The 20,461-nt window shown below is 56.7% G+C and carries 17 protein-coding genes; 5 read left to right on the top strand and 12 right to left on the bottom strand.

Going from position 1 to position 20,461, the window contains the following annotated elements; all coding sequences use genetic code 11:
- The first annotated feature begins 166 nt into the window (after positions 1 to 166).
- The gene (lplT, locus tag WFM49_RS01365) at positions 167 to 1,477 is read left to right on the top strand and encodes a lysophospholipid transporter LplT (RefSeq protein ID WP_060186478.1); all 1,311 of its coding nucleotides are present in this window, start codon (positions 167 to 169) and stop codon (positions 1,475 to 1,477) included.
- A 125-nt stretch (positions 1,478 to 1,602) separates the two neighbouring features.
- Here the strand turns inward: lplT and WFM49_RS01360 are convergent, their stop codons facing one another.
- Complete coding sequence (locus WFM49_RS01360) at positions 1,603 to 2,526, bottom strand: uracil-DNA glycosylase (protein ID WP_021446885.1); 924 nt, start codon at positions 2,524 to 2,526, stop codon at positions 1,603 to 1,605.
- Positions 2,523 to 3,755 carry a bifunctional tRNA (adenosine(37)-N6)-threonylcarbamoyltransferase complex dimerization subunit type 1 TsaB/ribosomal protein alanine acetyltransferase RimI gene (locus tag WFM49_RS01355; RefSeq protein WP_009456661.1) on the bottom strand — a complete coding sequence of 411 codons (1,233 nt, stop codon included), beginning with the start codon at positions 3,753 to 3,755 and terminating at the stop codon, positions 2,523 to 2,525. The genes WFM49_RS01360 and WFM49_RS01355 overlap by 4 nt, the downstream gene beginning before the upstream one ends.
- 277 nt (positions 3,756 to 4,032) lie before the next feature.
- Here WFM49_RS01355 and ompR point away from each other — a divergent pair, with 277 nt between their 5' ends.
- On the top strand, positions 4,033 to 4,767 hold the full coding sequence (gene ompR, locus WFM49_RS01350; RefSeq protein ID WP_003801024.1) for an osmolarity response regulator transcription factor OmpR: 735 nt from the start codon (positions 4,033 to 4,035) through the stop codon (positions 4,765 to 4,767).
- 119 nt (positions 4,768 to 4,886) lie between these two features.
- Positions 4,887 to 6,212, top strand: a complete 1,326-nt coding sequence (locus tag WFM49_RS01345) for a sensor histidine kinase (RefSeq protein WP_009456663.1) — start codon at positions 4,887 to 4,889, stop codon at positions 6,210 to 6,212.
- A gap of 64 nt (positions 6,213 to 6,276) precedes the next feature.
- Here WFM49_RS01345 and ispF read toward each other — a convergent pair whose 3' ends face one another.
- Both ispF and ispD read right to left on the bottom strand, forming a co-directional pair.
- Positions 6,277 to 6,762, bottom strand: coding sequence for a 2-C-methyl-D-erythritol 2,4-cyclodiphosphate synthase (gene ispF / locus WFM49_RS01340; protein WP_021446886.1), 486 nt, complete (start codon positions 6,760 to 6,762; stop codon positions 6,277 to 6,279).
- Positions 6,759 to 7,460 carry a 2-C-methyl-D-erythritol 4-phosphate cytidylyltransferase gene (ispD, locus tag WFM49_RS01335; RefSeq protein ID WP_009456665.1) on the bottom strand — a complete coding sequence of 234 codons (702 nt, stop codon included), beginning with the start codon at positions 7,458 to 7,460 and terminating at the stop codon, positions 6,759 to 6,761. Before ispD ends, ispF begins: the two co-directional genes overlap by 4 nt.
- 29 nt (positions 7,461 to 7,489) lie before the next feature.
- On the opposite strand from ispD, the gene mfd reads away from it, so the two are divergent.
- Positions 7,490 to 10,969, top strand: a complete 3,480-nt coding sequence (gene mfd, locus WFM49_RS01330; protein WP_442893023.1) for a transcription-repair coupling factor — start codon at positions 7,490 to 7,492, stop codon at positions 10,967 to 10,969.
- Between the two features lie 199 nt (positions 10,970 to 11,168).
- On the opposite strand, the gene serB is transcribed toward mfd, so the two are convergent.
- Positions 11,169 to 12,020, bottom strand: a complete 852-nt coding sequence (serB, locus tag WFM49_RS01325) for a phosphoserine phosphatase SerB (protein WP_009456669.1) — start codon at positions 12,018 to 12,020, stop codon at positions 11,169 to 11,171.
- 170 nt (positions 12,021 to 12,190) lie between these two features.
- On the opposite strand from serB, the gene WFM49_RS01320 reads away from it, so the two are divergent.
- A complete protein-coding gene (locus tag WFM49_RS01320; protein ID WP_009456671.1) occupies positions 12,191 to 13,306 on the top strand; it encodes an NAD(P)H-dependent flavin oxidoreductase in 1,116 nt (371 codons plus the stop codon).
- A gap of 131 nt (positions 13,307 to 13,437) precedes the next feature.
- On the opposite strand, the gene WFM49_RS01315 is transcribed toward WFM49_RS01320, so the two are convergent.
- From WFM49_RS01315 to nuoI, 7 genes are read right to left on the bottom strand one after another with little or no spacing between them, the layout of a single operon-like run.
- Entirely contained in the window at positions 13,438 to 13,971 is a 534-nt protein-coding gene (locus WFM49_RS01315) for a DUF2818 family protein (protein WP_009456672.1), read from the bottom strand.
- A gap of 12 nt (positions 13,972 to 13,983) precedes the next feature.
- Entirely contained in the window at positions 13,984 to 15,462 is a 1,479-nt protein-coding gene (gene nuoN, locus WFM49_RS01310; RefSeq protein WP_009456673.1) for an NADH-quinone oxidoreductase subunit NuoN, read from the bottom strand.
- A gap of 11 nt (positions 15,463 to 15,473) precedes the next feature.
- Positions 15,474 to 16,961, bottom strand: coding sequence for an NADH-quinone oxidoreductase subunit M (locus WFM49_RS01305; protein ID WP_026483134.1), 1,488 nt, complete (start codon positions 16,959 to 16,961; stop codon positions 15,474 to 15,476).
- Between the two features lie 12 nt (positions 16,962 to 16,973).
- Positions 16,974 to 18,977, bottom strand: a complete 2,004-nt coding sequence (nuoL, locus tag WFM49_RS01300) for an NADH-quinone oxidoreductase subunit L (RefSeq protein ID WP_336971292.1) — start codon at positions 18,975 to 18,977, stop codon at positions 16,974 to 16,976.
- A 15-nt stretch (positions 18,978 to 18,992) separates the two neighbouring features.
- Complete coding sequence (gene nuoK, locus WFM49_RS01295) at positions 18,993 to 19,301, bottom strand: NADH-quinone oxidoreductase subunit NuoK (protein ID WP_026483136.1); 309 nt, start codon at positions 19,299 to 19,301, stop codon at positions 18,993 to 18,995.
- 2 nt (positions 19,302 to 19,303) lie between these two features.
- Positions 19,304 to 19,945, bottom strand: coding sequence for an NADH-quinone oxidoreductase subunit J (locus tag WFM49_RS01290; protein WP_009456678.1), 642 nt, complete (start codon positions 19,943 to 19,945; stop codon positions 19,304 to 19,306).
- Positions 19,946 to 19,963: 18 nt separating this feature from the next.
- Positions 19,964 to 20,452: an NADH-quinone oxidoreductase subunit NuoI gene (gene nuoI, locus WFM49_RS01285; protein WP_003801051.1), complete on the bottom strand. Its 489-nt coding sequence runs from the start codon at positions 20,450 to 20,452 to the stop codon at positions 19,964 to 19,966.
- Positions 20,453 to 20,461: the final 9 nt, after the last annotated feature.

Raw genomic sequence — 20,461 nt, 5'->3', positions numbered from 1 at the left:
ATTCTTGCTCCCCATCTCTCTTCGTAAATTTCACACCGGCTCAGGCTTGGTCAGAAAAACCATGAGGAGCCGCCTTGAAAAAGCTCCCCAGGCCTGACACCTGGCTTTGATTCGTGCTCTGCAGTCCCGAGACTGCACCTGTGGGCACACGTATTCGGGATGTATTTTGAATAAAGGATTTTATCTGGTCATGGCCGCGCAGGCATTGTCGTCAGTTGCCGACAATGCCTTGCTGATTGCCGCCATCGCCCTGATCGCTGACCTGCACGGACCTATCTGGATGGTCCCCATGATGAAATGGTGGTTTGCGCTGTCCTACGTGCTATTGGCCGCTTTTGTAGGGGCCTTTGCCGACTCGTATCCCAAGGGCCGGGTGATGTTCGCCACCAATGCCATCAAGCTGATAGGCTGTATGTTGATGTTCTGCCACCAGTACTTTGGCATGAACGACTCCCAGCAGCTGGTTCTGGTCTTTGTCTCCTACACCCTGGTAGGTATCGGTGCTGCTGCCTACTCTCCCGCCAAATACGGCATCGTCACCGAAATGCTCAAGCCCGAACAGTTGGTCAAGGGCAATAGCTGGATTGAAGGGCTGACCGTTCTGTCCATCATCGGCGGCACCGTGCTGGGCGGCATTCTGATCAACCCGTCGATCGCCAGTTCGCTGGCCGAACACCCCCTGATTGCACCTTTGGCCCAGACGCGTGCCGAAGTCGCTATCTTGCTGATTTCCTTTATCTACCTGTCGGCAGCGCTGTGCAACCTGCTGATTCCCCGCACCAATATCGACTACCCGCCCCAACAAAAGAACCCCATTCTGCTGCTCAAGGAATTCCGTACCTACGTACATATTCTGTGGCGTGACAAGCTGGGCCAGATCTCGCTGGCGGTAACCACTTTATTCTGGGGGGCCGGTGCCACACTGCAATTCATTGTGATCGAATGGGGCGCTCAACATCTGGGCTACCGTCTGGACCAGGCCTCGGTGCTGATGGGCGTAGCCGCATTGGGTACGGTCTTTGGCGCCGTTTTTGCAGCCCGCGTTCCCCTGAAGAAATCACTGGCCGTTCTGCCAGTGGGAGTGGCAATGGGCTTTGTGGTTCTGCTCATGCCCTTGGTACACGAGAAATGGGCGGTCTACACCCTGCTGATGGGCATTGGCGGCTTGTCCGGCTTTTTCGTCGTTCCCATGAACGCCCTGCTCCAACATCGCGGGCACGTCATGTTGTCGGCCGGTCATTCCATTGCCGTGCAGAACTTCAATGAACAGCTGAACATTCTGTTCATGCTGGCGCTGTACAGCCTGCTGTTATGGCTGCGTTTGCCCATCAACTACATCATTGTGTTCTTTGGCCTGATGGTAGCGTCCTTGATGACGGTATTCATCATCTGGAAAAACGCCAATCTACGCGCGCATCCCGAGCTGGAGGCCTGCATAGGCCAGGAAGGTCATGGGCAGGCCTTGACGGCCAAGTAAGGGACAGCCCCAAAAAGGCACTACACCCCAAAAGTTGGACTTGAATCCAATCTTTGGGGTGTTTTTCCATGATGACGTCTGACGAGAGGCAACCCAGCGCTAAAAGCCGCCTGCAAGAACTGAGATCAGGACTGGCCCTGCAACTTGCGCAGCAAGGACAAATCCCGCCAGGCATTGGCTTTGTGCTGCGGGCGCAGCAACAGCGAGGCAGGATGGTAAGTCACCACCAAAGGCAGGCTACGACCCTGGGCATCGGTATACGTCAGGGCCTGGCCCCGCAAAGCCTCCAGATCCTCCTCACGACCACTTAGTGCCACCGCCGCCAAATGGCCAACGGCCAGCAAGCGACGGGGCTGTACCAAGCGAATTTGTGCATCCAGAAAGGCACGACACGCGGCCAGCTCTTCTTGGGTGGGTGGACGGTTGCCCAAGGGGCGGCACTTCACCAGATGCGTTTTATAGACCGAAGCATCAGGAATCGCGCTGTTAAGCATGGCTTGCAAAAGCAGACCGGCTTTGCCATCAAAAGGCTGGGCGCTGCGATCATCGCTGGTGCCCGGCGCTTCACCAATAATCATCCAGTCCGGCTCGGACAAGAGCTCTGAACCAAATACCACTTGAGCGCGGCCCGTATGCAAACCGCATTCCTGACAAGCCTGTACCTGCTCCAGCAAGCTGGCCATATCCTGGGCTTTTTCGGGCTGAATCAGTACAGCAGGCCGCTGAACCACTTCCTCCACAGGAGCCGCTGCAACAGGTCGAGCGCCGGATTTACGCAAAACCGCCAGCGCCTGATCACGCGCCGACATGGCATCAGTAGCCGCTGCGGGAGCTGAAACAGGCGCAGGGCTGCCTGCATCATCCAGATTTCGGCCTGCAAACTGAGCCGTCTGCGGGGCCGCTGCAGCCTCTTGCGCAGGGGCTGCTGCTATGGCTGCGGATTGCCCAAGCGGCTGTGCCTGCGGCAGACGCGCCAGAAAAGCACGCTCCAGCCCCAACTCCAAAAGCCAGGTGCGTTGCAGAGGGGAGATAGGCTGAAAATCGATCATGCCCCAGCCCTGCTGGCCAGGTTCAGACTCATCAAGACCGCGTCTTCACGCAGTCCATCGCCTAGCGGATAGTAGTTTTTACGCAGGCCATCCGCCTTGAAACCGTACTTCTGATACAGGCCGATAGCCGGAGCATTCGAAGCTCGCACTTCCAGAACCACGCGCTCCAGTTGATGCTGACGAGCCCACTGCAGGCCGTCGTCCAGCAATTGCCAAGCCAGACCGCGCCGCTGCTGTTCAGGGGCCACCCCAATCAGCAAAAGCTCAATCATATCGGGAGCTTGCAGCCAAACGGCATAGCCTTGCACCTGGCCTTGTTTGTGAATGATCCGGGAGCAGTACGCGCTATTGCCCAGGGCATCCGTGAAGTTGCCTGCCGTCCAGGGATGGCTTTCCACACGACGCTCAATATCCAGCACGGCGGACACATGCCCGGCCTGCATGGCTTCAATTTGTAGAGGTTGATCCAGAGCCGCAGGGTTTCCACCCAAGCCCTGCTCACGCTCCTGAATGGTGTAAGCGACTTTCTCGCGCACATACAGCGGCATGGCCAGATCCGGGGAGATACCCCGCCCTTCGTCCAGATCATGCAAAGCCAAATGCGCCACGCTGGCACCTGTTGCACGCCATGCCTGACCCACCTCCCAGCCCTGTGCTAGAACAGCTGGGGCCAGATCAGGAAACTGCTCCAATGCGTCACCGACGACTTGAATAGGCTGCTGCTCTGCGATCAAACCTTCAGCCTGCAAACGGGCGATCCAGGTAGTGACCTGCGCGGCATCCAGCAAGACCGGGCTTTGCAGCACAGACCAGGACTTCTCAGCTGCCCAGCAGTAGACAGCCGCGTAGACCTCTTGCATGCGCGCATCCTGTGCCACCACATAGGCTGTGCCTTCTACAGGCGTACCGCAAGCAGCAGCCGCCAGTAAGGAGGAAACGGGCAGCACCGGCAGGTCCAGAGCAAAAGCCATACCTTGAGCTACACCACAGGCCACGCGCAGGCCGGTAAAACCACCAGGGCCTTGGCCGAAAGCAATCGCCGTCAGGGCGTGCCTATCCAGACCGGCCTGCTCCAGCAGTTGCTCGGCCATGGGCAAAAGGCGTTCGGCATGATCGCCAGTCCCCTCGTGGCTCAGCTCCACCAGCGAAATACCCGCTTGGGTGCGAGACAACAAGGTCAGTTCACAGAGATTGGAGGAAGTCTCCAGGGCAAGAATATGTGCATCCATCGCGCTATTTTAGTTTAAGCAGACTCAAAATAGGCAGCTCCCTGGGATCGGACAAGGACAAAGCAGTCCACCATGGAATTTCGGGTGTATTTGCCCTCTGGCCGCTTTTTTTTTGACCTGACTCAAGCCGGGCTGTCAAACTATTTGCCACCATATAATCTTCTGTGAAGCCAGTCCAAATCCGCTGCAAGGCGCATAAATAGTACAAAACGCTTAATGTGTAATATTTTTCTACACCCCCCTATACGCGGTTTCTGATGCCTGTTACATTTTCGCTATGAATACGCCGACCCCCCCCCTCACCCGCAAAATCCTTGTCGTTGACGACGATCCCCGGCTGCGCGATTTATTGCGCCGCTACTTGTCTGAACAAGGGTTCAACGTTTTCGTCGCCGAAGACGGTAAAGAAATGGCCAAACTCTGGCAACGCGAGCATTTCGATCTGCTGGTACTGGATCTGATGCTGCCAGGCGAGGATGGCCTGTCCATCTGTCGTCGGCTGCGCGGCGGACACGACAACACTCCCATCATCATGCTCACAGCCAAGGCCGAAGAAATCGACCGTATCGTGGGCCTGGAGATGGGCGCCGATGACTACCTCATCAAACCTTTCAACCCCCGCGAACTGCTAGCCCGTGTCAACGCTATCTTGCGACGCCGTGGTACCGAGGAACACCCCGGCGCACCTAGTCAGGAAAATGAATCGATCGAGTTCGGCCCCTATGTGCTGAACCTGTCCACACGAACACTGACACGCAACAACGAAGTCGTCCCCATCACAACGGGCGAGTTCTCCGTGCTGAAGGTGTTTGCCCGTCATCCCAAGATCCCCTTGTCGCGCGACAAACTGATGGAACTGGCGCGTGGCCGCGAATACGAAGCTTTTGACCGCAGCCTGGACGTGCAGATTTCGCGTCTGCGCAAGCTGATCGAACCCAATGCCTCCAAGCCCGTGTTCATTCAAACGGTCTGGGGTCTGGGCTACGTTTTTGTTCCAGACGGCGGTAACTGACCTTGTCTTCCGTTCAGCAAGAAGGGCGGCCCGCCGTGGCCGCCCAACGCCGAGCAACAAAAAACTCAAGTATCCGGCTGGGTTTATTCAGCCGGTCTTTTTTATTGCTCGCAGCGTTGATGCTCGTCAGCCTGGGTGCCTGGCTGCAAGTATTCTTCAGTATGGAAGAAGGCCCACGCGCAGCCCAAATGGCGCAGCGCGTGGCGTCCATTGTCAGCATCACCCGCTCGGCCCTGGTGTACGCGCCCCCGGCGGTACGCCCTGCCCTGTTGCTGGATCTGGCCACCAAGGAAAGTCTGCGCGTACAACCACGCGAGAACACGGACGAACTGGAACCCCTGCCGCGCTCCAACTACTGGCAGCACGTCTCTACCGAAGTGCGTGGCGCACTGGGCAGCCAGACTTTGATCATGTGGTCGGTCAACAGCGTGCCGGGCATCTGGGTTTCCTTTGATATCAATGAAGATCAGTATTGGCTGGTCTTTGATCGCGAACAATTAAGTCTGACTGCCGGCGTGGAATGGCTTGGCTGGGGCGCTACCGCCTTGCTGCTGGCCTTGATTGGTGCCGCTGTCAGTGTGCGTTTTGTGAACCGGCCTTTAGCTCAGTTGGCCAAAGTGGCTCAGCAACTGGCCCGTGGCGAGACCCCAAGTACCCTGCCTGAAAAAGGTCCGGTTGAAATCCGCGACATGAATATCGCCTTTAACCGTATGGCGCGCGACATTCGCCAGACGGAGGCCGATAGAGAAATCATGCTGGCCGGTATTTCGCACGACTTGCGCACACCGCTGGCGCGCATGCGTCTGGAAATTGAATTAAGCCAGGTCTCGGACGAAACCCGCGCCGCCATTGACGAGGACCTGGCCCAGATTGACCACAGTATTGGTCAGTTGATGGAGTACGCCCGTCCCGCTACGGCAGTCCCTGAACATGGCATTGATGTTTCCGCCGTGCTCAATGACGTCTACGAACGCGAACGCACGCATACAGAATCGCTGGGTGGAATTTTGACGGCCTCCGTCGAACCCAATCTGTATGCTCGCATCAGCGCTCACGACTTGAAGCGTATCGTCTCCAACCTGATCGAAAATGCCCGTCGCTATGGACGCAGTCCTGAGGATGATCGGGCACGCATTGAGCTGTCGGCGCATCAGCATGGCAATATTCTGGTGATTGCCGTCAAGGATCAGGGAGCCGGTATTGAAAAGGGCGATATCCAGCGCCTGCTGCGCCCCTTCTCGCGCGGCGTCTCTGCACGCACAGGCGTCAGTGGCGCAGGCTTGGGACTAGCTATTGTGGAGCGTTTGCTGGGACAAGTCGGAGGTCACTTCGAGCTGGTCAGTGCGCCGTCCGAGGGCTTGACCGCGCGCATTCAATTGCCCCGCATCCGTGCCAGTCGTAATGCACCTGGAACGCAAGGCGATAAAGACACCAAAGCCATCTGAGTACCTTGAGCCTTAGGCAGGGGATAGCCCCCCTTGCCCAAGGCCGGGTTCAGTCCCAAGCCGATCAAGCACGGTACAACAGGGCGACTGAGGTCACCGCAATCCCTTCCTGGCGTCCCACAAAACCGATCGCCTCGTTTGTTTTACCCTTGATGTTCACACTGCCGGGTTCCAATTGCAGATCGGCCTCGATATTGGCCACCATCGCCGGAGCATGTGGTGCGATCTTGGGTTTTTGCGCATGAATCGTGGCATCCACATTGCCTACCAACCAGCCCGCCGCGCGTACCTGCTCATAAGCATGACGCAGCAGCACTCGACTATCGGCACCCTTGTATTTTGGGTCCGTGTCCGGAAAGTGACGCCCAATATCTCCCAGACCCGCCGCCCCCAAAATCGCATCGGTAATGGCGTGCAGCAAGGCATCGGCATCCGAATGCCCCATCAGGCCATGCGTATGCGGAATGGTGACGCCGCCCAGAATCAAAGGCCGGCCTTCGCACAGCACATGCACATCAAAACCTTGTCCTACGCGAATCGGCATGCTCATAACCATTTCTCCATCAATTCAAAATCTTCAGGCCAGGTGACTTTAAAATTCCGCGCCGAACCCAATATCAATAAGGGTTGGCTGCCCGTCAACTCCATGGCGCTGGCCTCATCCGTCACCGCAAAACCCTGTTCTTTAGCCGCTAGCAGAGCCTCACGCAAAGTATGGGCAGGAAACAGCTGGGGAGTCTGCGCTAACCACAGTCCATCTCTGTCCACTGTTCCCTGCACCGCGACCGGCTCGGCGGGCGTTGCGCGCTTGACGGTATCAGGCACGGGTAAAGCCAGCAAGCCACCGCGTTGCGCCTGCAAGCAGGCATCAATCAGGCGCGCCAAAGCCTTCCTGGGCAAACCGGGACGAGCAGCGTCGTGAACCAGAGCCCAGGCTTGTTCGTCCTTATCCAGGCTCTGCAAGGTATTGAGCACCGTTTCTGCTCGCGTTTCTCCACCACAAGGCAGACAAATCGTGCGCGGCAAGCCTTCCAGGGCGGCGGCGGCCCAGGTATCACCGGGGGCCACGGCCACCCGCACCTGGCTGATGCGCTCATCAGCCAGCAAAGCCTGTACCGAGCGGCGCAACATGGGCTGCCCACCCAGCAAACGGTATTGCTTGGGCAAGCCTTGCGCCTTCGTGGCAGAATCCAGGGCGCGCGAGCCAATACCGGCGGCTGGAACAATTGCAATCAAGGTAGTCTTCATAGGTGGGTGATTTTATAATGACAATCCTGATGGAAACCGAAAAACAGCACTCCCTGTCCCTGCCCAGCACCCAAGATGTGCTGGCTGCCTTACGCCCCGGTCAACGCTACTCGCAGCCCATGCCCCCCGGCTCGGGTGATGCCTGCCTGATTGCCGACCTGGCCCGCCAACATAAAGCGCCTATTCTGGTGCTCTGCGCCGATCCCTTGACGGCCCAAAGGCTGGCCGAGGAGATCCTGTTGTTTGGCCCCGCCCTGCGCGTTCGCCAACTGCCGGACTGGGAAACACTGCCGTACGACAGCTTCTCTCCGCACCAGGATCTGATCTCCGAGCGTTTGCGCACCTTGCATGCCCTGACCATGCACGAGGTCGATGTACTGACGGTCCCCGTCACCACCGCCTTGTATCGTCTGGCACCGCCCTCCTTTCTGGCCGCCTACACCTTCTCATTCCGCCAGGGCGACGAGCTGGATGAGGCGCAACTGCGCGCCCAGTTGATGTTGGCCAACTACACCCATATGACACAGGTCAGCGCTCCAGGCGAATTCAGCATTCGCGGTGGCCTGATTGACCTGTTCCCTATGGGTTCAGTGCTGCCTTACCGTCTGGACCTGTTCGACAACGAAATTGAAAGCATACGCAGCTTTGATATCGACACCCAGCGCAGCCTGTATCCGGTCAAGGAAATCCAGCTGCTACCCGGCCGTGAATTCCCCATGGACGAAGAGGCGCGCACGCAATTCCGGGCTCGTTTCCGCGAGTTCTTTGAAGGCGATCCTTCACGTGCCCTGCCCTATAAAGATGTAGGCAACGGTATTGCCTTTGCCGGTATTGAATACTATCTGCCGCTGTTCTTTGAAGAAACGGCCACCTTGATGGACTATGTGCCCCAAGGTAGCCTGGTCATTACTCACGGGGATGCACAAAACGCGATTGGCCGCTTCCAGAGCGATACTCATAGCCGTTTTTCCTTCCTGAAGAACGACCGTGAACGCCCGATTCTGCCGCCAGAAAGCCTGTTTTTGTCAGACGAGCAGTTTTTCAATGGCATCAAGCCTTTCAGCCGCCTGAGCCTGAGCGCCCAGGCTGACACCCAGCCTATAGCTCATCCCGATTTCGAGCCTTTGCCTGTGGTTGCTGTAAACCGACGCGACAAGGATCCATTGGCTCAACTGCGGCAAGAAGTGCTGGACCCGAAAAACCGGACCGTGCTGTGTGCGGATTCGGCAGGTCGTCGGGAAACGCTGCTGCAGATGCTGCGTGAACATGATCTGTCACCCGCAACAGACTGCCAGAGTCTGGCCGATTTCCTGGAGTCAGACGCGGCTTTTGCCCTGGTCGTCGCGCCTTTGTCGCGTGGCTTCGCCTTGGTGCATGACAGCCTGAGCCTGCTGACTGAAAACGACCTTTACCCCACCCAGACTCGCACCCAAAGCAGCCGTCGCCGCAACGAGCGCAGCAGCGATGTGGAAGCCATGGTGCGGGATCTGTCCGAGCTACGTGAAGGCGACCCCGTGGTTCACGCCGAGCACGGGATTGGTCGCTACTGCGGCCTGAAAGAAATGGACCTGGGCGAAGGCCCGGTCGAGTTCCTGCACCTGGAATACGCCAAAGGCAGCACTTTGTATGTGCCCGTAGCCCAGTTGCACGTGATTGCCCGTTACAGCGGTGCTGATCCCGAGCATGCACCTTTACACCAGCTCGGCTCCGGCCAATGGGATAAGGCCCGCCGCCGCGCAGCGAAACAAGCACGTGACAGCGCTGCGGAATTGCTGGCCCTGTACGCTCAGCGCGCCGCTCGTGAAGGCTTCAAGTTCAAGCTGCCGCTCAATGACTATCAAGCCTTCTCCGAAGGGTTTGGCTTTGAGGAAACACCGGACCAGGCTGCTGCCATTGAAGCCGTCGTGAACGACATGACGTCCGGCCAGCCTATGGACCGTCTGGTCTGCGGGGATGTGGGCTTTGGTAAAACCGAAGTCGCCCTGCGTGCCGCCTTTCTGGCCGTGGCCAATGGCAAACAAGTTGCCCTGTTGTGCCCAACCACCCTGCTGGCCGAGCAACATGCGCAGACCTTCTCGGACCGTTTTGCCGATTGGCCCATCCGTGTTGCCGAACTGTCCCGCTTCCGCTCGACCAAGGAAACGCAGGCCGCGATTGCGGGCCTGCGCGACGGCAGCGTCGATATTGTGATTGGTACGCACAAAATCCTGTCCTCGGATGTGCGTTTCAAACAACTGGGCCTAGTCATCATCGACGAGGAACATCGCTTTGGTGTGCGCCAGAAAGAGGCCTTGAAACAGCTGCGTGCCGAAGTCGATATCCTGACCCTGACCGCTACACCTATTCCACGCACCTTGGGCATGTCCCTGGAAGGCATACGGGACTTTTCCGTCATTGCCACGGCACCGCAAAAACGTCTGGCGATCAAGACCTTCGTGCGTCGTGAAGATGGCAGCACCATACGCGAAGCGCTGCTGCGCGAATTGAAACGCGGCGGTCAGGTCTACTTCCTGCATAACGAAGTCGAAACCATTCACAACCGCCGTGCCCGTCTGGAAGAACTGGTGCCGGAAGCCAGTATTGCAGTGGCCCACGGCCAAATGCCGGAACGCGAACTGGAAGCCGTCATGAAGGGCTTCTACCAGAAACGCTACAACGTGCTGCTGTGCACCACGATTATTGAAACCGGCATTGATGTACCCACGGCCAATACCATCGTCATCCACCGTGCGGATCGCCTGGGTCTGGCTCAACTGCACCAGCTGCGCGGACGAGTGGGTCGATCCCACCACCAGGCTTATGCCTATCTGCTGACCCCCGGCGAGGATGCCATCACCAGCAATGCGAAAAAGCGGCTGGAAGCCATTCAAGCCATGGAAGAACTGGGTGCAGGCTTTTTCCTGGCCATGCACGATCTGGAAATCCGGGGTGCCGGTGAAGTGCTGGGCGAATCCCAATCCGGCGACATTCAGGAAGTGGGCTATTCCATGTATGCGGATATGCTCAACACCGCCGTCAAAGCCCTGAAAGCGGGTGAAGAGCCTGACCTGGACTCGCCCTTTGCCTTGCAGTGCGAAGTGAATCTGCATACTTCTGCGCTGCTGCCGGCCAACTATTGTCCGGACGTGAATGCCCGTCTGGGACACTACAAAGCCCTGTCACACGCCCATACCGAAGACGACCTGATCCATATCCATGAGGAGCTGATCGACCGCTACGGCCTGCTACCAGAAGCGGGCGAAAACCTGCTGGCCGTGCATCGCTTGCGCATCAAGGCCGAACCGCTGGGCATTGTGAAAATCGATGCCAGCGAAGCTCAAGCGACGATTCAGTTTTCCTCCAAGCCCAATGTGGACGCGGTCAGCATTATTGAGCTGGTGCAAAAGAACAAGCAGGTACGCCTGGCTGGGCCCGACAAGCTCAAGGTTGAAATTACCAAAGGCGAGGAAATCAAGAACCGTATTCAAGCCGTGCGTAATGTCTTGAACAGCTTGCGCAAAGAGAAGTAAGCCTTAACAACAAGGCTAGGATATAAAAAAGAGCGCTGCCCAAGGACAGCGCTCTTTTATTTTTGACAGCCAAACTCCTGCCTTGTGCGTTTACGCTGGTGAGCTTGAAGGCCTATATACAGACCAACTCTTGGTAAGCCTTGAGTTTGGGGCGCCCACCTTCATTCTTTCGCCAGACTACGCTGACGATCCGCCGACATCAAACGTCCAGGCGGAACCAGTTCAACACGGCATCCAACGGAGAGTGATTCAAGGCAAAGCTGGCTTGCTCCTGCACCACCGGCTTGGCACGATAAGCCACCGAGTACTTGGCCTTGGACATCATGGGCAAGTCATTGGCCCCATCTCCAATCGCAATGCACTGCTCTGGACCAGCACCCAGCTCAGCCGCCAGTTCCTGCAGGAAACGGGCTTTAGCCTGACCATCTACAATTGCGCCCAACACTTTACCGGTCAGTTTGCCGTCCACCACTTCCAAGGTATTGGAGTGGGCGTAGCTCAGACTGAAACGGTCTTTCATGCGCTCGGTGAAGAAGGTGAAGCCCCCCGACACCAGCAAAGTTTTCACCCCGTGGGCATGGGCCGTCGCAATCAAGCGGTCTGCACCCAGGTTAGGCTGCAAGCGCTCTTCATAGACGCGAGTCAGATCGCTGACGGGCACACCCTCCAGAAATGCGACACGACGATTCAGACTCTCGGTGAAGTCCTTGATTTCGCCGCGCATGGCCGCTTCAGTAATTGTGGCAACCTGCTCCTTGCGGCCAGCCATATCGGCGATCTCGTCAATACACTCGATATTGATCAGCGTGGAATCCATGTCCATTGCCAGCACACGCATTTCTTTCAGGCGATCAATCTGCTCCAGAAAAGCAAAATCCATCGCGCCGGTCTTGCACAGGGCCTGCACCTCAGCGCGTTGCGTAGCATCTGCACCCAGCAGGCGCACGGCGGTAGGACCCAGCTCCTGCACTCCATCGGCCTGCACCACTGCCGCAATTTTTTCGATGATGGCGCTATCCAGGCGCGGCCCTTGAAGAATGAGATGAGACATCAGATCGTCCACAAAGCAAGAAAATACAGCACAGCCACTGTGCCAAAAGACGATTATTGTAGCCTGCTGCGGCCCCGGCACGGCCCTGCCAACAGGCGCAATGTCAGTTTTCAGCCTGAACTCATCCTGCTACGATAAAAGCTATCGCGAAATGACCGAGGACGCCCTCCATGTACATCTGGCCCAACAATACCTTGCTGGATCTGCTCCACATCGAACATCCCATCATTCAAGCCCCTATGGCCGGCGCCCAAGACAGCGAACTGGCTATTGCCGTTGCTCGTGCTGGCGGCCTGGGCTCTCTGGCCTGCGCCATGCTCAGCCCGGAGCAGATTCGGGAACAAGTAGGCTTGTTCCGGCAAGCCGTATCGGCCCCTATCAATCTGAACTTCTTTTGTCATGAAGACCTGCGCCTGGAGCCAGAGGCTCTGCAAGAGTGGCGTCTGCGCCTGATGCCTTACTACCAGGAATACGGCCAGGACCCCAATCAGGAATTGCCCAAAGCGGCACGCGCGCCCTTCTCCAGCCAGCATGCAGAATTGGTCGAAGACCTGAAACCCGAAGTCGTCAGCTTCCACTTTGGCCTGCCCTCCCCCGAGCTGGTCCAGCGCGTGAAAAAAGCCGGTGCCCTGATCATGTCCAGCGCTACCACGACGGCTGAAGCAGTCTGGCTGCAAGAGCACGGCGCCGACATCATCATCGCCCAGGGTCTGGAAGCCGGTGGCCACCGTGGCATATTCCTGGACGATAAAGTGCATACCCAAGTGGGCACCATGTCCTTGGTTCCCCAGATTGCCGATGCCGTCACTATTCCCGTAATTGCGGCCGGTGGTATTGCCGATGGACGCGGTATTGCTGCCGCCCTGGCCTTGGGCGCCAGCGCCGCTCAAATTGGCACGGCCTACCTGTTCTGCCCTGAATCCAAGATCACTCCACTGCATCGCGAAGCACTGTCCAATAGTCGCTCGGACAGCACAGCCTTGACCAATCTGTTCTCCGGTCGCCCTGCCCGCAGTATCCGCACTCGTCTGATGGATGAAATCGGTCCTTTAAGTGCCAGCGCTCCGGTATTTCCCCATGCGGGTTCGGCTCTCAGCCCGCTGCGTATCGAAGCCGAAAAACAAGGCCGTACCGAATTCAGTTCCCTCTGGAGCGGACAAAGCGCTGCCTTGGGTCGTGCCCTGCCTGCCGAGGAACTGACACTGGTTCTCGCCCAAGAGGCTCAGGGCGTCTGCAAGCGTCTGGGCGTGGCTGGCGCTACCCATGCTCCCCTGGACAAACCTTGATCGATTCTGCGGGCTGCACACGCGGTGTGCAGCCCCTCACATGCGTCAAAGCCAGCCGCTGACGGCATGGCCCAGACATTCAGGACAAAAAAAACCTCGCAAAATTGCGAGGTTTTTTCATGCAGTCAGCACTATTCAAACTTGCCCTTGGGATGACGCATCAAATAGCGATACACAAAGCCGGGGTACGCCATCACCAAGAATAAAGCAAAGGTAATGGTGTAGAACACCCAAGTCTGCTTGAACGGGTTACCGATGCTGGCTTCAAAAGCAAAGCCGAACGCACCCATAATCCCGTAAAACGCACAGACTTCCAGAAGGCGAGAAAAAAAGCCTTTGGAAACTTTCTGATGGCGGGAGCGCCAGGCCGGAAAGTAAAACATGGCTCCCACCAAAGCCAGACCCAAAAACAACTTGCCCAACATGACTGGCAAGGAGCTCAGGCCAGAGCTGGAGGCAATCACCGTGTAGATTCCCAAACCCAAAGCAGCCAGCACGGCCAGGTACACAAGGCCAACGATCAGCTGCAGCCAGGGCGAGAGGCCTGAGCGCTCGCCCGGCATGGACCAAGGCAAAACCAGCAAGGGCTTTTCCACGAGAAACGGCAGATTAGCCGTAATCACGGAAAGAACAATCAAGACCCAGATGGAAAGGCTTTGGTCCATAGTGCTACCTACTTAAAACTGCAAGGAAGACTGAATCACGCGGATGCAGGTGTCCATCAAGCCACCAGGCAAAACGCCCAGGCCGATAATCAGAACGCCGTTTACCAGCATGACCAGCTTGGTCAGCAAGCCCGTTGCCACAGGATGCTCTTCACCTTCAGGTTCGTCGAAGTAAACAACCTTCACGACACGCAGGTAGTAGAAAGCACCGATCAAGGACATGATGACGGCAAACACGGCCAGCCAGACATAGCCCGCACCCACCACAGCTTGCAGAACACTCAGCTTGGCAGCAAAGCCGGACAGCGGAGGAATACCAGCCAGGGAGAACATGGATAGCAGCCAGATCAAGGCCAGACCAGGGTTACGGCGGTTCAGGCCCTTCAGGTCGCTGATGTTTTCGCATTCAAAACCACGACGGCTCAGGATCAGGATCAGACCGAAAGTGCTCAGGGTGGTCAGAACGTAGATCACCACATAGAACAGCGAAGCACCGTAGGCTTGAGAGTGAGTCTCGCCATTGAACACGCCAGCCAGCAAGCCCAGGAAAATGAAACCCATGTGCGAGATGGTCGAATACGCAAGCATACGCTTGAGATTCTTTTGCATGATCGCAGTCAGGTTACCCAGAGCCAGCGACAGCACAGCCATGATCAGCAACATGGGCTGCCAGTCCACGGCAATACCGTGCAGAGCCTCAACCAGGAAGCGCATGGTTACGGCAAAAGCAGCCAGTTTAGGAGCAGCACCGATGATCAGGGTAACGGTAGTAGGAGCGCCTTGATAGACGTCCGGTGTCCACATATGGAAAGGAGCAGCCGTCAATTTGAAGGCCAGACCTGCCACAACAAACACCACACCGAAGACCAGAGCCAGACGCTCGGCTTGACCGTTAGCGATGACTTCAGCGATACGTGGGAATTCCAGATGGCCGGTAGCGCCAAAAATCATGGACATACCGTACAGCAAGATACCCGATGCCAAAGCACCCAGAACGAAGTATTTCAACGCCGCTTCAATGGACTGACGGTGTTCACGACGCAGCGCAACCAGTGCGTACAGCGCAAAGGACATCAGCTCCACACCCAGATAAGCGGTCAACATGCTGTTGGCCGAAATCATGATCATCTGGCCCAGCAGGGCCATCAGAGTCAGGGTGTAGAGTTCACCACCGCGTTCCATCATGTCGCGCTGTTCAGCGTACTCACGACCGTAGATCAGGGTAGCGGCGACCGCAGCACACGAAAGCAGCTTCAGGAAGTGCGCCAACTCGTCTGCGACGAACAGGCCACCAAACGAGACACCGCTCACACCCTTGGACCACTGCCAGGCTACGCTGGCCGCAACCACGGCAAGCGTCAACAGGCTCAGAACAAACGTCGAGTGGCGCTGTTTGTGTTTGCTGAAAGCATCAAAAATCAGCACACACGAAGCCAGAACCAGGAGCAGGATCTCGGGCAAAGCCAGAGAAAAGTTAAAGGTAGTATCCATAGTGATTCGGCCTACAGTTTCGAGATGGAGACGTGTTGCAGCAACGCTTCAACCGAAACGTGCATGACCTCGGTAAATGGCTTGGGATACACACCCATGCCCAGCACCGCAATCGCCATTACGCCAAGAACGAAGAACTCACGGCCACTCAGGTCGCTCATGCCGGCAACATTGTCGTTACCCACGGGGCCAAAGGCCACGCGCTTGAGCATCCACAGCGAGTAAGACGCGCCTGTAATCAGCGCTGTTGCTGTCAACAGACCGATCCAGAAGTTGTACTCCACCGCGCCCATGATGACGGTGAACTCACCGATAAAGCCGCTGGTGCCTGGCAAACCGCTGTTGGCCATCGAGAACAGCACAAAGAAGGTAACGAAACGAGGCATCACCTTGACCACACCACCGTAATCGGCGATTTGGCGGCTGTGCAGACGGTCGTACAGAACACCGATACACAGGAACATGGCACCGGACACGAAACCGTGCGAGATCATTTGCATGATCGCGCCTTCCATACCCGTGGTGTTGAACACGAAAAAGCCCAGCGTGACAAAACCCATGTGAGCCACAGAGGAGTAAGCCACCAGCTTTTTCATATCGTCCTGAACGATGGCGACCAGACCAATGTAGATCACCGCGACCAGAGACAGGGCAATGATGATTCCGGCCAGACCTTGCGAAGCATCAGGAGCGATGGGCAGGGAAAAGCGCAGGAAACCGTAAGCACCCAGTTTCAACATGATGGCAGCCAGCACCACGGAACCACCAGTAGGTGCTTCCACGTGGGCATCCGGCAACCAGGTGTGGACAGGCCACATAGGCACCTTCACAGCAAAAGCCATGAACAGAGCAGCAAAGATCAGCACCTGAGTGGTGTAATCCAGCGGCACTTTATGCCAGGTCAGGATATCGAAAGTACCGCCGGACACATTCCACAAGTAGATGAATGCGATCAGGGTCAACAGCGAGCCGAGCAAGGTGTACAAGAAGAACTTGACCGATGCATACACGCGGTTCGGACCACCCCAGATACCGATGATCAAGTACATCGGGATCAGCGTGGCTTCAAAGAACACGTAGAACAGCAAGCCATCCAGAGCGGCAAACACGCCAACCATCAGACCCGACAGGATCAGGAAGGCACCCATGTATTGAGCCACGCGGTTCTTGATCACCTGCCAGCCCGCCAGCACCACGATCACCGTGATGAAAGCGGTCAGCAGAACAAACCACATGGAAATACCGTCCACGCCAAGGTGGTAATTCACCTTGAAGGCATCAATCCAGGGGGCCAGCTCGACAAACTGCATGTCGGCCGTACCGGGATTGAAGCCCGTGTACAGAGGAATAGTGACAACAAGACCGGCAATCGAACCCAGCAGAGCCAGCCAGCGGGTGAAGGTGGGACGATCATCACGCCCCAGAGCCAGCACCAACAGGCCAGCGACGATAGGTACGAAAATCGCCAGCGTTAACCAAGGAAGAGTAGAAGACGCCATATCGCTAGCCATTTACCGAACCGTCAGTACAAAAAAGGATAAGAGCGCCAGGATCCCGAGGATCATGGCAAAGGCGTAGTGATAGACATAGCCGGACTGGAGATGACGGCTGATTGCAGCCACCCAGCCCACTACGCGTGCACTACCGTTGACCACCAGGCCGTCAATCAGACCGCGGTCAGCACCTTTCCAGAGGCCCGTACCCAGGCAGCGAACGCCACGAGACAGCACTTGCTCGTTGAACCAGTCAACGTAGTACTTGTTCTCCAGGATACGGTAGATAAAAGAGCAGTTCTTTTTGATAGCAGCAGGCAAAGCAGGATTAACCAGGTACATGTACCAGGCCACCACAGCACCAGCCACAACCAGCCAGAATGGCAGCGTGCCAAAACCATGTACGGCGTAAGCCATCCAGTCGGTCCAGTGCTCGGCCAGCGTTGCCATTGCAGGATGCTCGGGCAGAACCGTCACAATGCCTTCAAAGTAGCCACCGAACAGCAATGGATCAACGAACCAGATACCGGCGAAGATCGACGGAATGGCCAGCAGAACCAGAGGCAGCGTAACCACCCAAGGCGACTCGTGAGGATCGCCACCGTGAGCGTGATGGTCGTCGTGGCCATGCGACTCGTCGTGCTTGACGTCACGGAAGCGCTCTTTGCCGTGGAATACCAGGAAGTACAGACGGAAGGAGTACAGCGAGGTGACGAACACACCGATCAGTGTGGCGTAGTAAGCGTAGGTCGAACCCCAGATACCGGCTTCGCCTGCGGCTTCGATGATGTGCTCTTTCGAGTAGAAACCCGAGAAGAACGGCGTACCCACCAGAGCCAGCGTACCGATCAGGAAAGTCAGCCAGGTAATAGGCATGTACTTGCGCAGACCACCCATATTGCGGATGTCCTGATCGTGGTGCATACCGATAATCACCGAACCAGCGCCCAGGAACAGCAAGGCTTTGAAGAAAGCGTGTGTCATCAGGTGGAACACAGCAGCCGAGTAAGCCGAAGCACCCAGAGCGACCGTCATGTAACCCAGCTGGGACAAGGTGGAGTAAGCCACAACGCGTTTGACGTCGTTCTGGATAATACCCAGCAAGCCCAGGAACAAGGCACCTGTTGCACCGATCACGATGATGAAGGACAGCGCGGTTGTCGACTGTTCAAACACAGGCGAGAAACGAGCCACCATGAAGATACCGGCCGTCACCATGGTCGCGGCGTGAATCAGCGCCGAGATAGGAGTAGGACCTTCCATGGAGTCAGGCAGCCAGCTGTGCAAAGGAACCTGAGCCGATTTACCCATGGCACCCACAAACAGGGCCAGAGCAGCAACGGTCAGCAATTGCCAGTCAGTACCGGGGAATGTCATGGTGCTCAGTTCCTGAACCTTGGCGAACACGTCGCTGTAGTTCATGGAGCCGGTGTAGGCGTAGAGCAAGCCAATACCCAGAGCAAAACCGAAGTCACCCACACGGTTGACCAGGAAGGCCTTCATGTTGGCAAAAATGGCAGTCTTGCGCTCGTACCAGAAACCGATCAGCAGGTAAGACACCAGACCCACCGCTTCCCAACCGAAGAACAGTTGCAGCATGTTGTTGGACATGACCAGCATCAGCATCGAGAAGGTAAACAGCGAGATGTAGGAGAAAAAGCGCTGGTAGCCCGGATCATCTTTCATGTAGCCAATGGTGTAGATATGCACCATCAGCGACACGGACGTCACCACCACCATCATCAGGGCAGTCAGCTTGTCGATCAGGAAACCGATATCCCACTGAATGCTGCCAATGGTGATCCAGGTGTAGACCGGACCGTTAAAGGTCTGGCCTTCCAGAACCTGCAACATGACCATGACCGAGCCGATAAAGGAAATCAGCACGCCCGCGATCGTAATCAGGTGAGCGCCTGTCTTGCCGATAAATCGACCCAGAAAGCCGGTACCGAACAAACCGGCTAGCGCCGAACCCACCAGGGGAGCAAGCGCAATCGTTAAGTAAAGATTTATGGAGTTCATTAGTGTGCTATCCCATCAACCCTTGAGCTGGTCGAGATCCTGGACATTGATCGAATTAAGGTTACGGAACAACAGAACCAGAATTGCAAGACCAATGGCCGCCTCGGCCGCAGCGACCGTCAGGACGAAAAAGACAAACACCTGACCTGCCTCGTTGCCCATCCAGGTGGAGAAGGCCACAAAGTTCATGTTGGCCGACAAAAGAATCAGCTCAACAGACATGAGCAAGATAATCAGGTTGCGACGGTTCAGGAAAAAGCCGAACAGGCCGATCGTGAACAGCACAGCGCCCAGGACCAAATAGTGCGCAAGCGTCAGCGTCATCATCATTTGTCTCCTGGCACGACAGCGTCAGCCGAACTGGACGCCGACGGCTTTTCGGTTTGAGAAGGAATGGAAACCATGCGCAGACGGTCTTGCGAACGAACCTTGACTTGTTCGCTGGAGACGGTGCGTTTGACACCTTCACGTTTACGCAGAGTCAGTGCAATGGCCGAGATCATGCCAACCAGCAGCACAATGCCACCGAGCAACACCGCCAGCACGTACTGGGAGTACATCAACTCGCCAATAACACGGGTGTTGTTGTAGTCCGCAGCCACCGCGGCAGCAGGTGCCGTTGTGAACCACAGCTTGGTCAGCACAAAGCCCATTTCCAGAACCATGATGGCGCCGATCAACAGCCCCATAGGCACGTGAGCCTTGAATTTCTTGGCAGCGGATTCCTGACGAACGTCCAGCATCATGATGACGAACAGGAACATCACCATCACGGCGCCCACATAGACCACCACCAGCAAGAGGCCCAGGAACTCGGCGCCCATCGTGATCCACATCATGGCGGCCGTGAAGAACACCAGAATCAAATGCAATACGGCTGTAACCGGATTCTTGGCAGCGATCACGCGATACGCGGCCACCACCATCACCAGCGCCAGCACATAAAACAGAACAGTAGTAAATAACATGAGTGTAGAGCTCCGGCCTTAGCGATAAGGTGCATCTGCGGCACGACGACGAGCGATCTCGTCTTCGTAGCGGTCACCGATAGCCAGCAGCATGTCCTTGGTGTAGTACAAATCGCCGCGTTTTTCACCGTGGTACTCGTGAATGTGCGTTTCCACGATCGAATCGACCGGGCAGCTTTCTTCACAGAAACCACAGAAAATACACTTGGCCAGATCGATGTCATAACGCGTAGTACGGCGGGTACCGTCCTCGCGCTCTGCCGATTCGATCGAGATGGCCATGGCGGGACATACGGCCTCGCACAGTTTGCACGCGATGCAACGCTCTTCGCCGTTTTCGTAGCGACGCAAAGCGTGCAGGCCGCGAAAACGTGGCGAAGCGGGCGTAGTTTCAACGGGATAACGCAGGGTTACCTTGCGCTTGAAGAAATACTTCCCCGTCAGGCGCATGCCTTTGAGCATCTCGGACAGCATCAGGCTGCCAAAGAAATCTTTGATTGCTTCCATAATCTTGCC

It is taken from the genome of Alcaligenes sp. PF14 (genome assembly GCF_037150615.1).
GTDB lineage: Bacteria > Pseudomonadota > Gammaproteobacteria > Burkholderiales > Burkholderiaceae_B > Alcaligenes > Alcaligenes phenolicus.
This window is presented reverse-complemented; position numbering and strand designations above follow the sequence as displayed.

What these genes read in the sequence shown, in the direction of transcription:
- WFM49_RS01320 (WP_009456671.1), top strand. Translation starts at nt 12,191, where the DNA reads ATGTACATCTGGCCCAACAATACCTTGCTGGATCTGCTCCACATCGAA.
- nuoK (WP_026483136.1), bottom strand. Translation starts at nt 19,301, where the DNA reads ATGACGCTGACGCTTGCGCACTATTTGGTCCTGGGCGCTGTGCTGTTC.
- nuoN (WP_009456673.1), bottom strand. Translation starts at nt 15,462, where the DNA reads ATGGATACTACCTTTAACTTTTCTCTGGCTTTGCCCGAGATCCTGCTC.
- serB (WP_009456669.1), bottom strand. Translation starts at nt 12,020, where the DNA reads ATGTCTCATCTCATTCTTCAAGGGCCGCGCCTGGATAGCGCCATCATC.
- WFM49_RS01345 (WP_009456663.1), top strand. Translation starts at nt 4,887, where the DNA reads ATGCTCGTCAGCCTGGGTGCCTGGCTGCAAGTATTCTTCAGTATGGAA.
- nuoL (WP_336971292.1), bottom strand. Translation starts at nt 18,977, where the DNA reads ATGAACTCCATAAATCTTTACTTAACGATTGCGCTTGCTCCCCTGGTG.
- WFM49_RS01315 (WP_009456672.1), bottom strand. Translation starts at nt 13,971, where the DNA reads ATGGACCAAAGCCTTTCCATCTGGGTCTTGATTGTTCTTTCCGTGATT.
- WFM49_RS01355 (WP_009456661.1), bottom strand. Translation starts at nt 3,755, where the DNA reads ATGGATGCACATATTCTTGCCCTGGAGACTTCCTCCAATCTCTGTGAA.
- nuoI (WP_003801051.1), bottom strand. Translation starts at nt 20,452, where the DNA reads ATGGAAGCAATCAAAGATTTCTTTGGCAGCCTGATGCTGTCCGAGATG.
- WFM49_RS01360 (WP_021446885.1), bottom strand. Translation starts at nt 2,526, where the DNA reads ATGATCGATTTTCAGCCTATCTCCCCTCTGCAACGCACCTGGCTTTTG.
- ispD (WP_009456665.1), bottom strand. Translation starts at nt 7,460, where the DNA reads ATGAAGACTACCTTGATTGCAATTGTTCCAGCCGCCGGTATTGGCTCG.
- ispF (WP_021446886.1), bottom strand. Translation starts at nt 6,762, where the DNA reads ATGAGCATGCCGATTCGCGTAGGACAAGGTTTTGATGTGCATGTGCTG.
- WFM49_RS01305 (WP_026483134.1), bottom strand. Translation starts at nt 16,961, where the DNA reads ATGGCGTCTTCTACTCTTCCTTGGTTAACGCTGGCGATTTTCGTACCT.
- WFM49_RS01290 (WP_009456678.1), bottom strand. Translation starts at nt 19,945, where the DNA reads ATGTTATTTACTACTGTTCTGTTTTATGTGCTGGCGCTGGTGATGGTG.
- mfd (WP_442893023.1), top strand. Translation starts at nt 7,490, where the DNA reads ATGGAAACCGAAAAACAGCACTCCCTGTCCCTGCCCAGCACCCAAGAT.
- ompR (WP_003801024.1), top strand. Translation starts at nt 4,033, where the DNA reads ATGAATACGCCGACCCCCCCCCTCACCCGCAAAATCCTTGTCGTTGAC.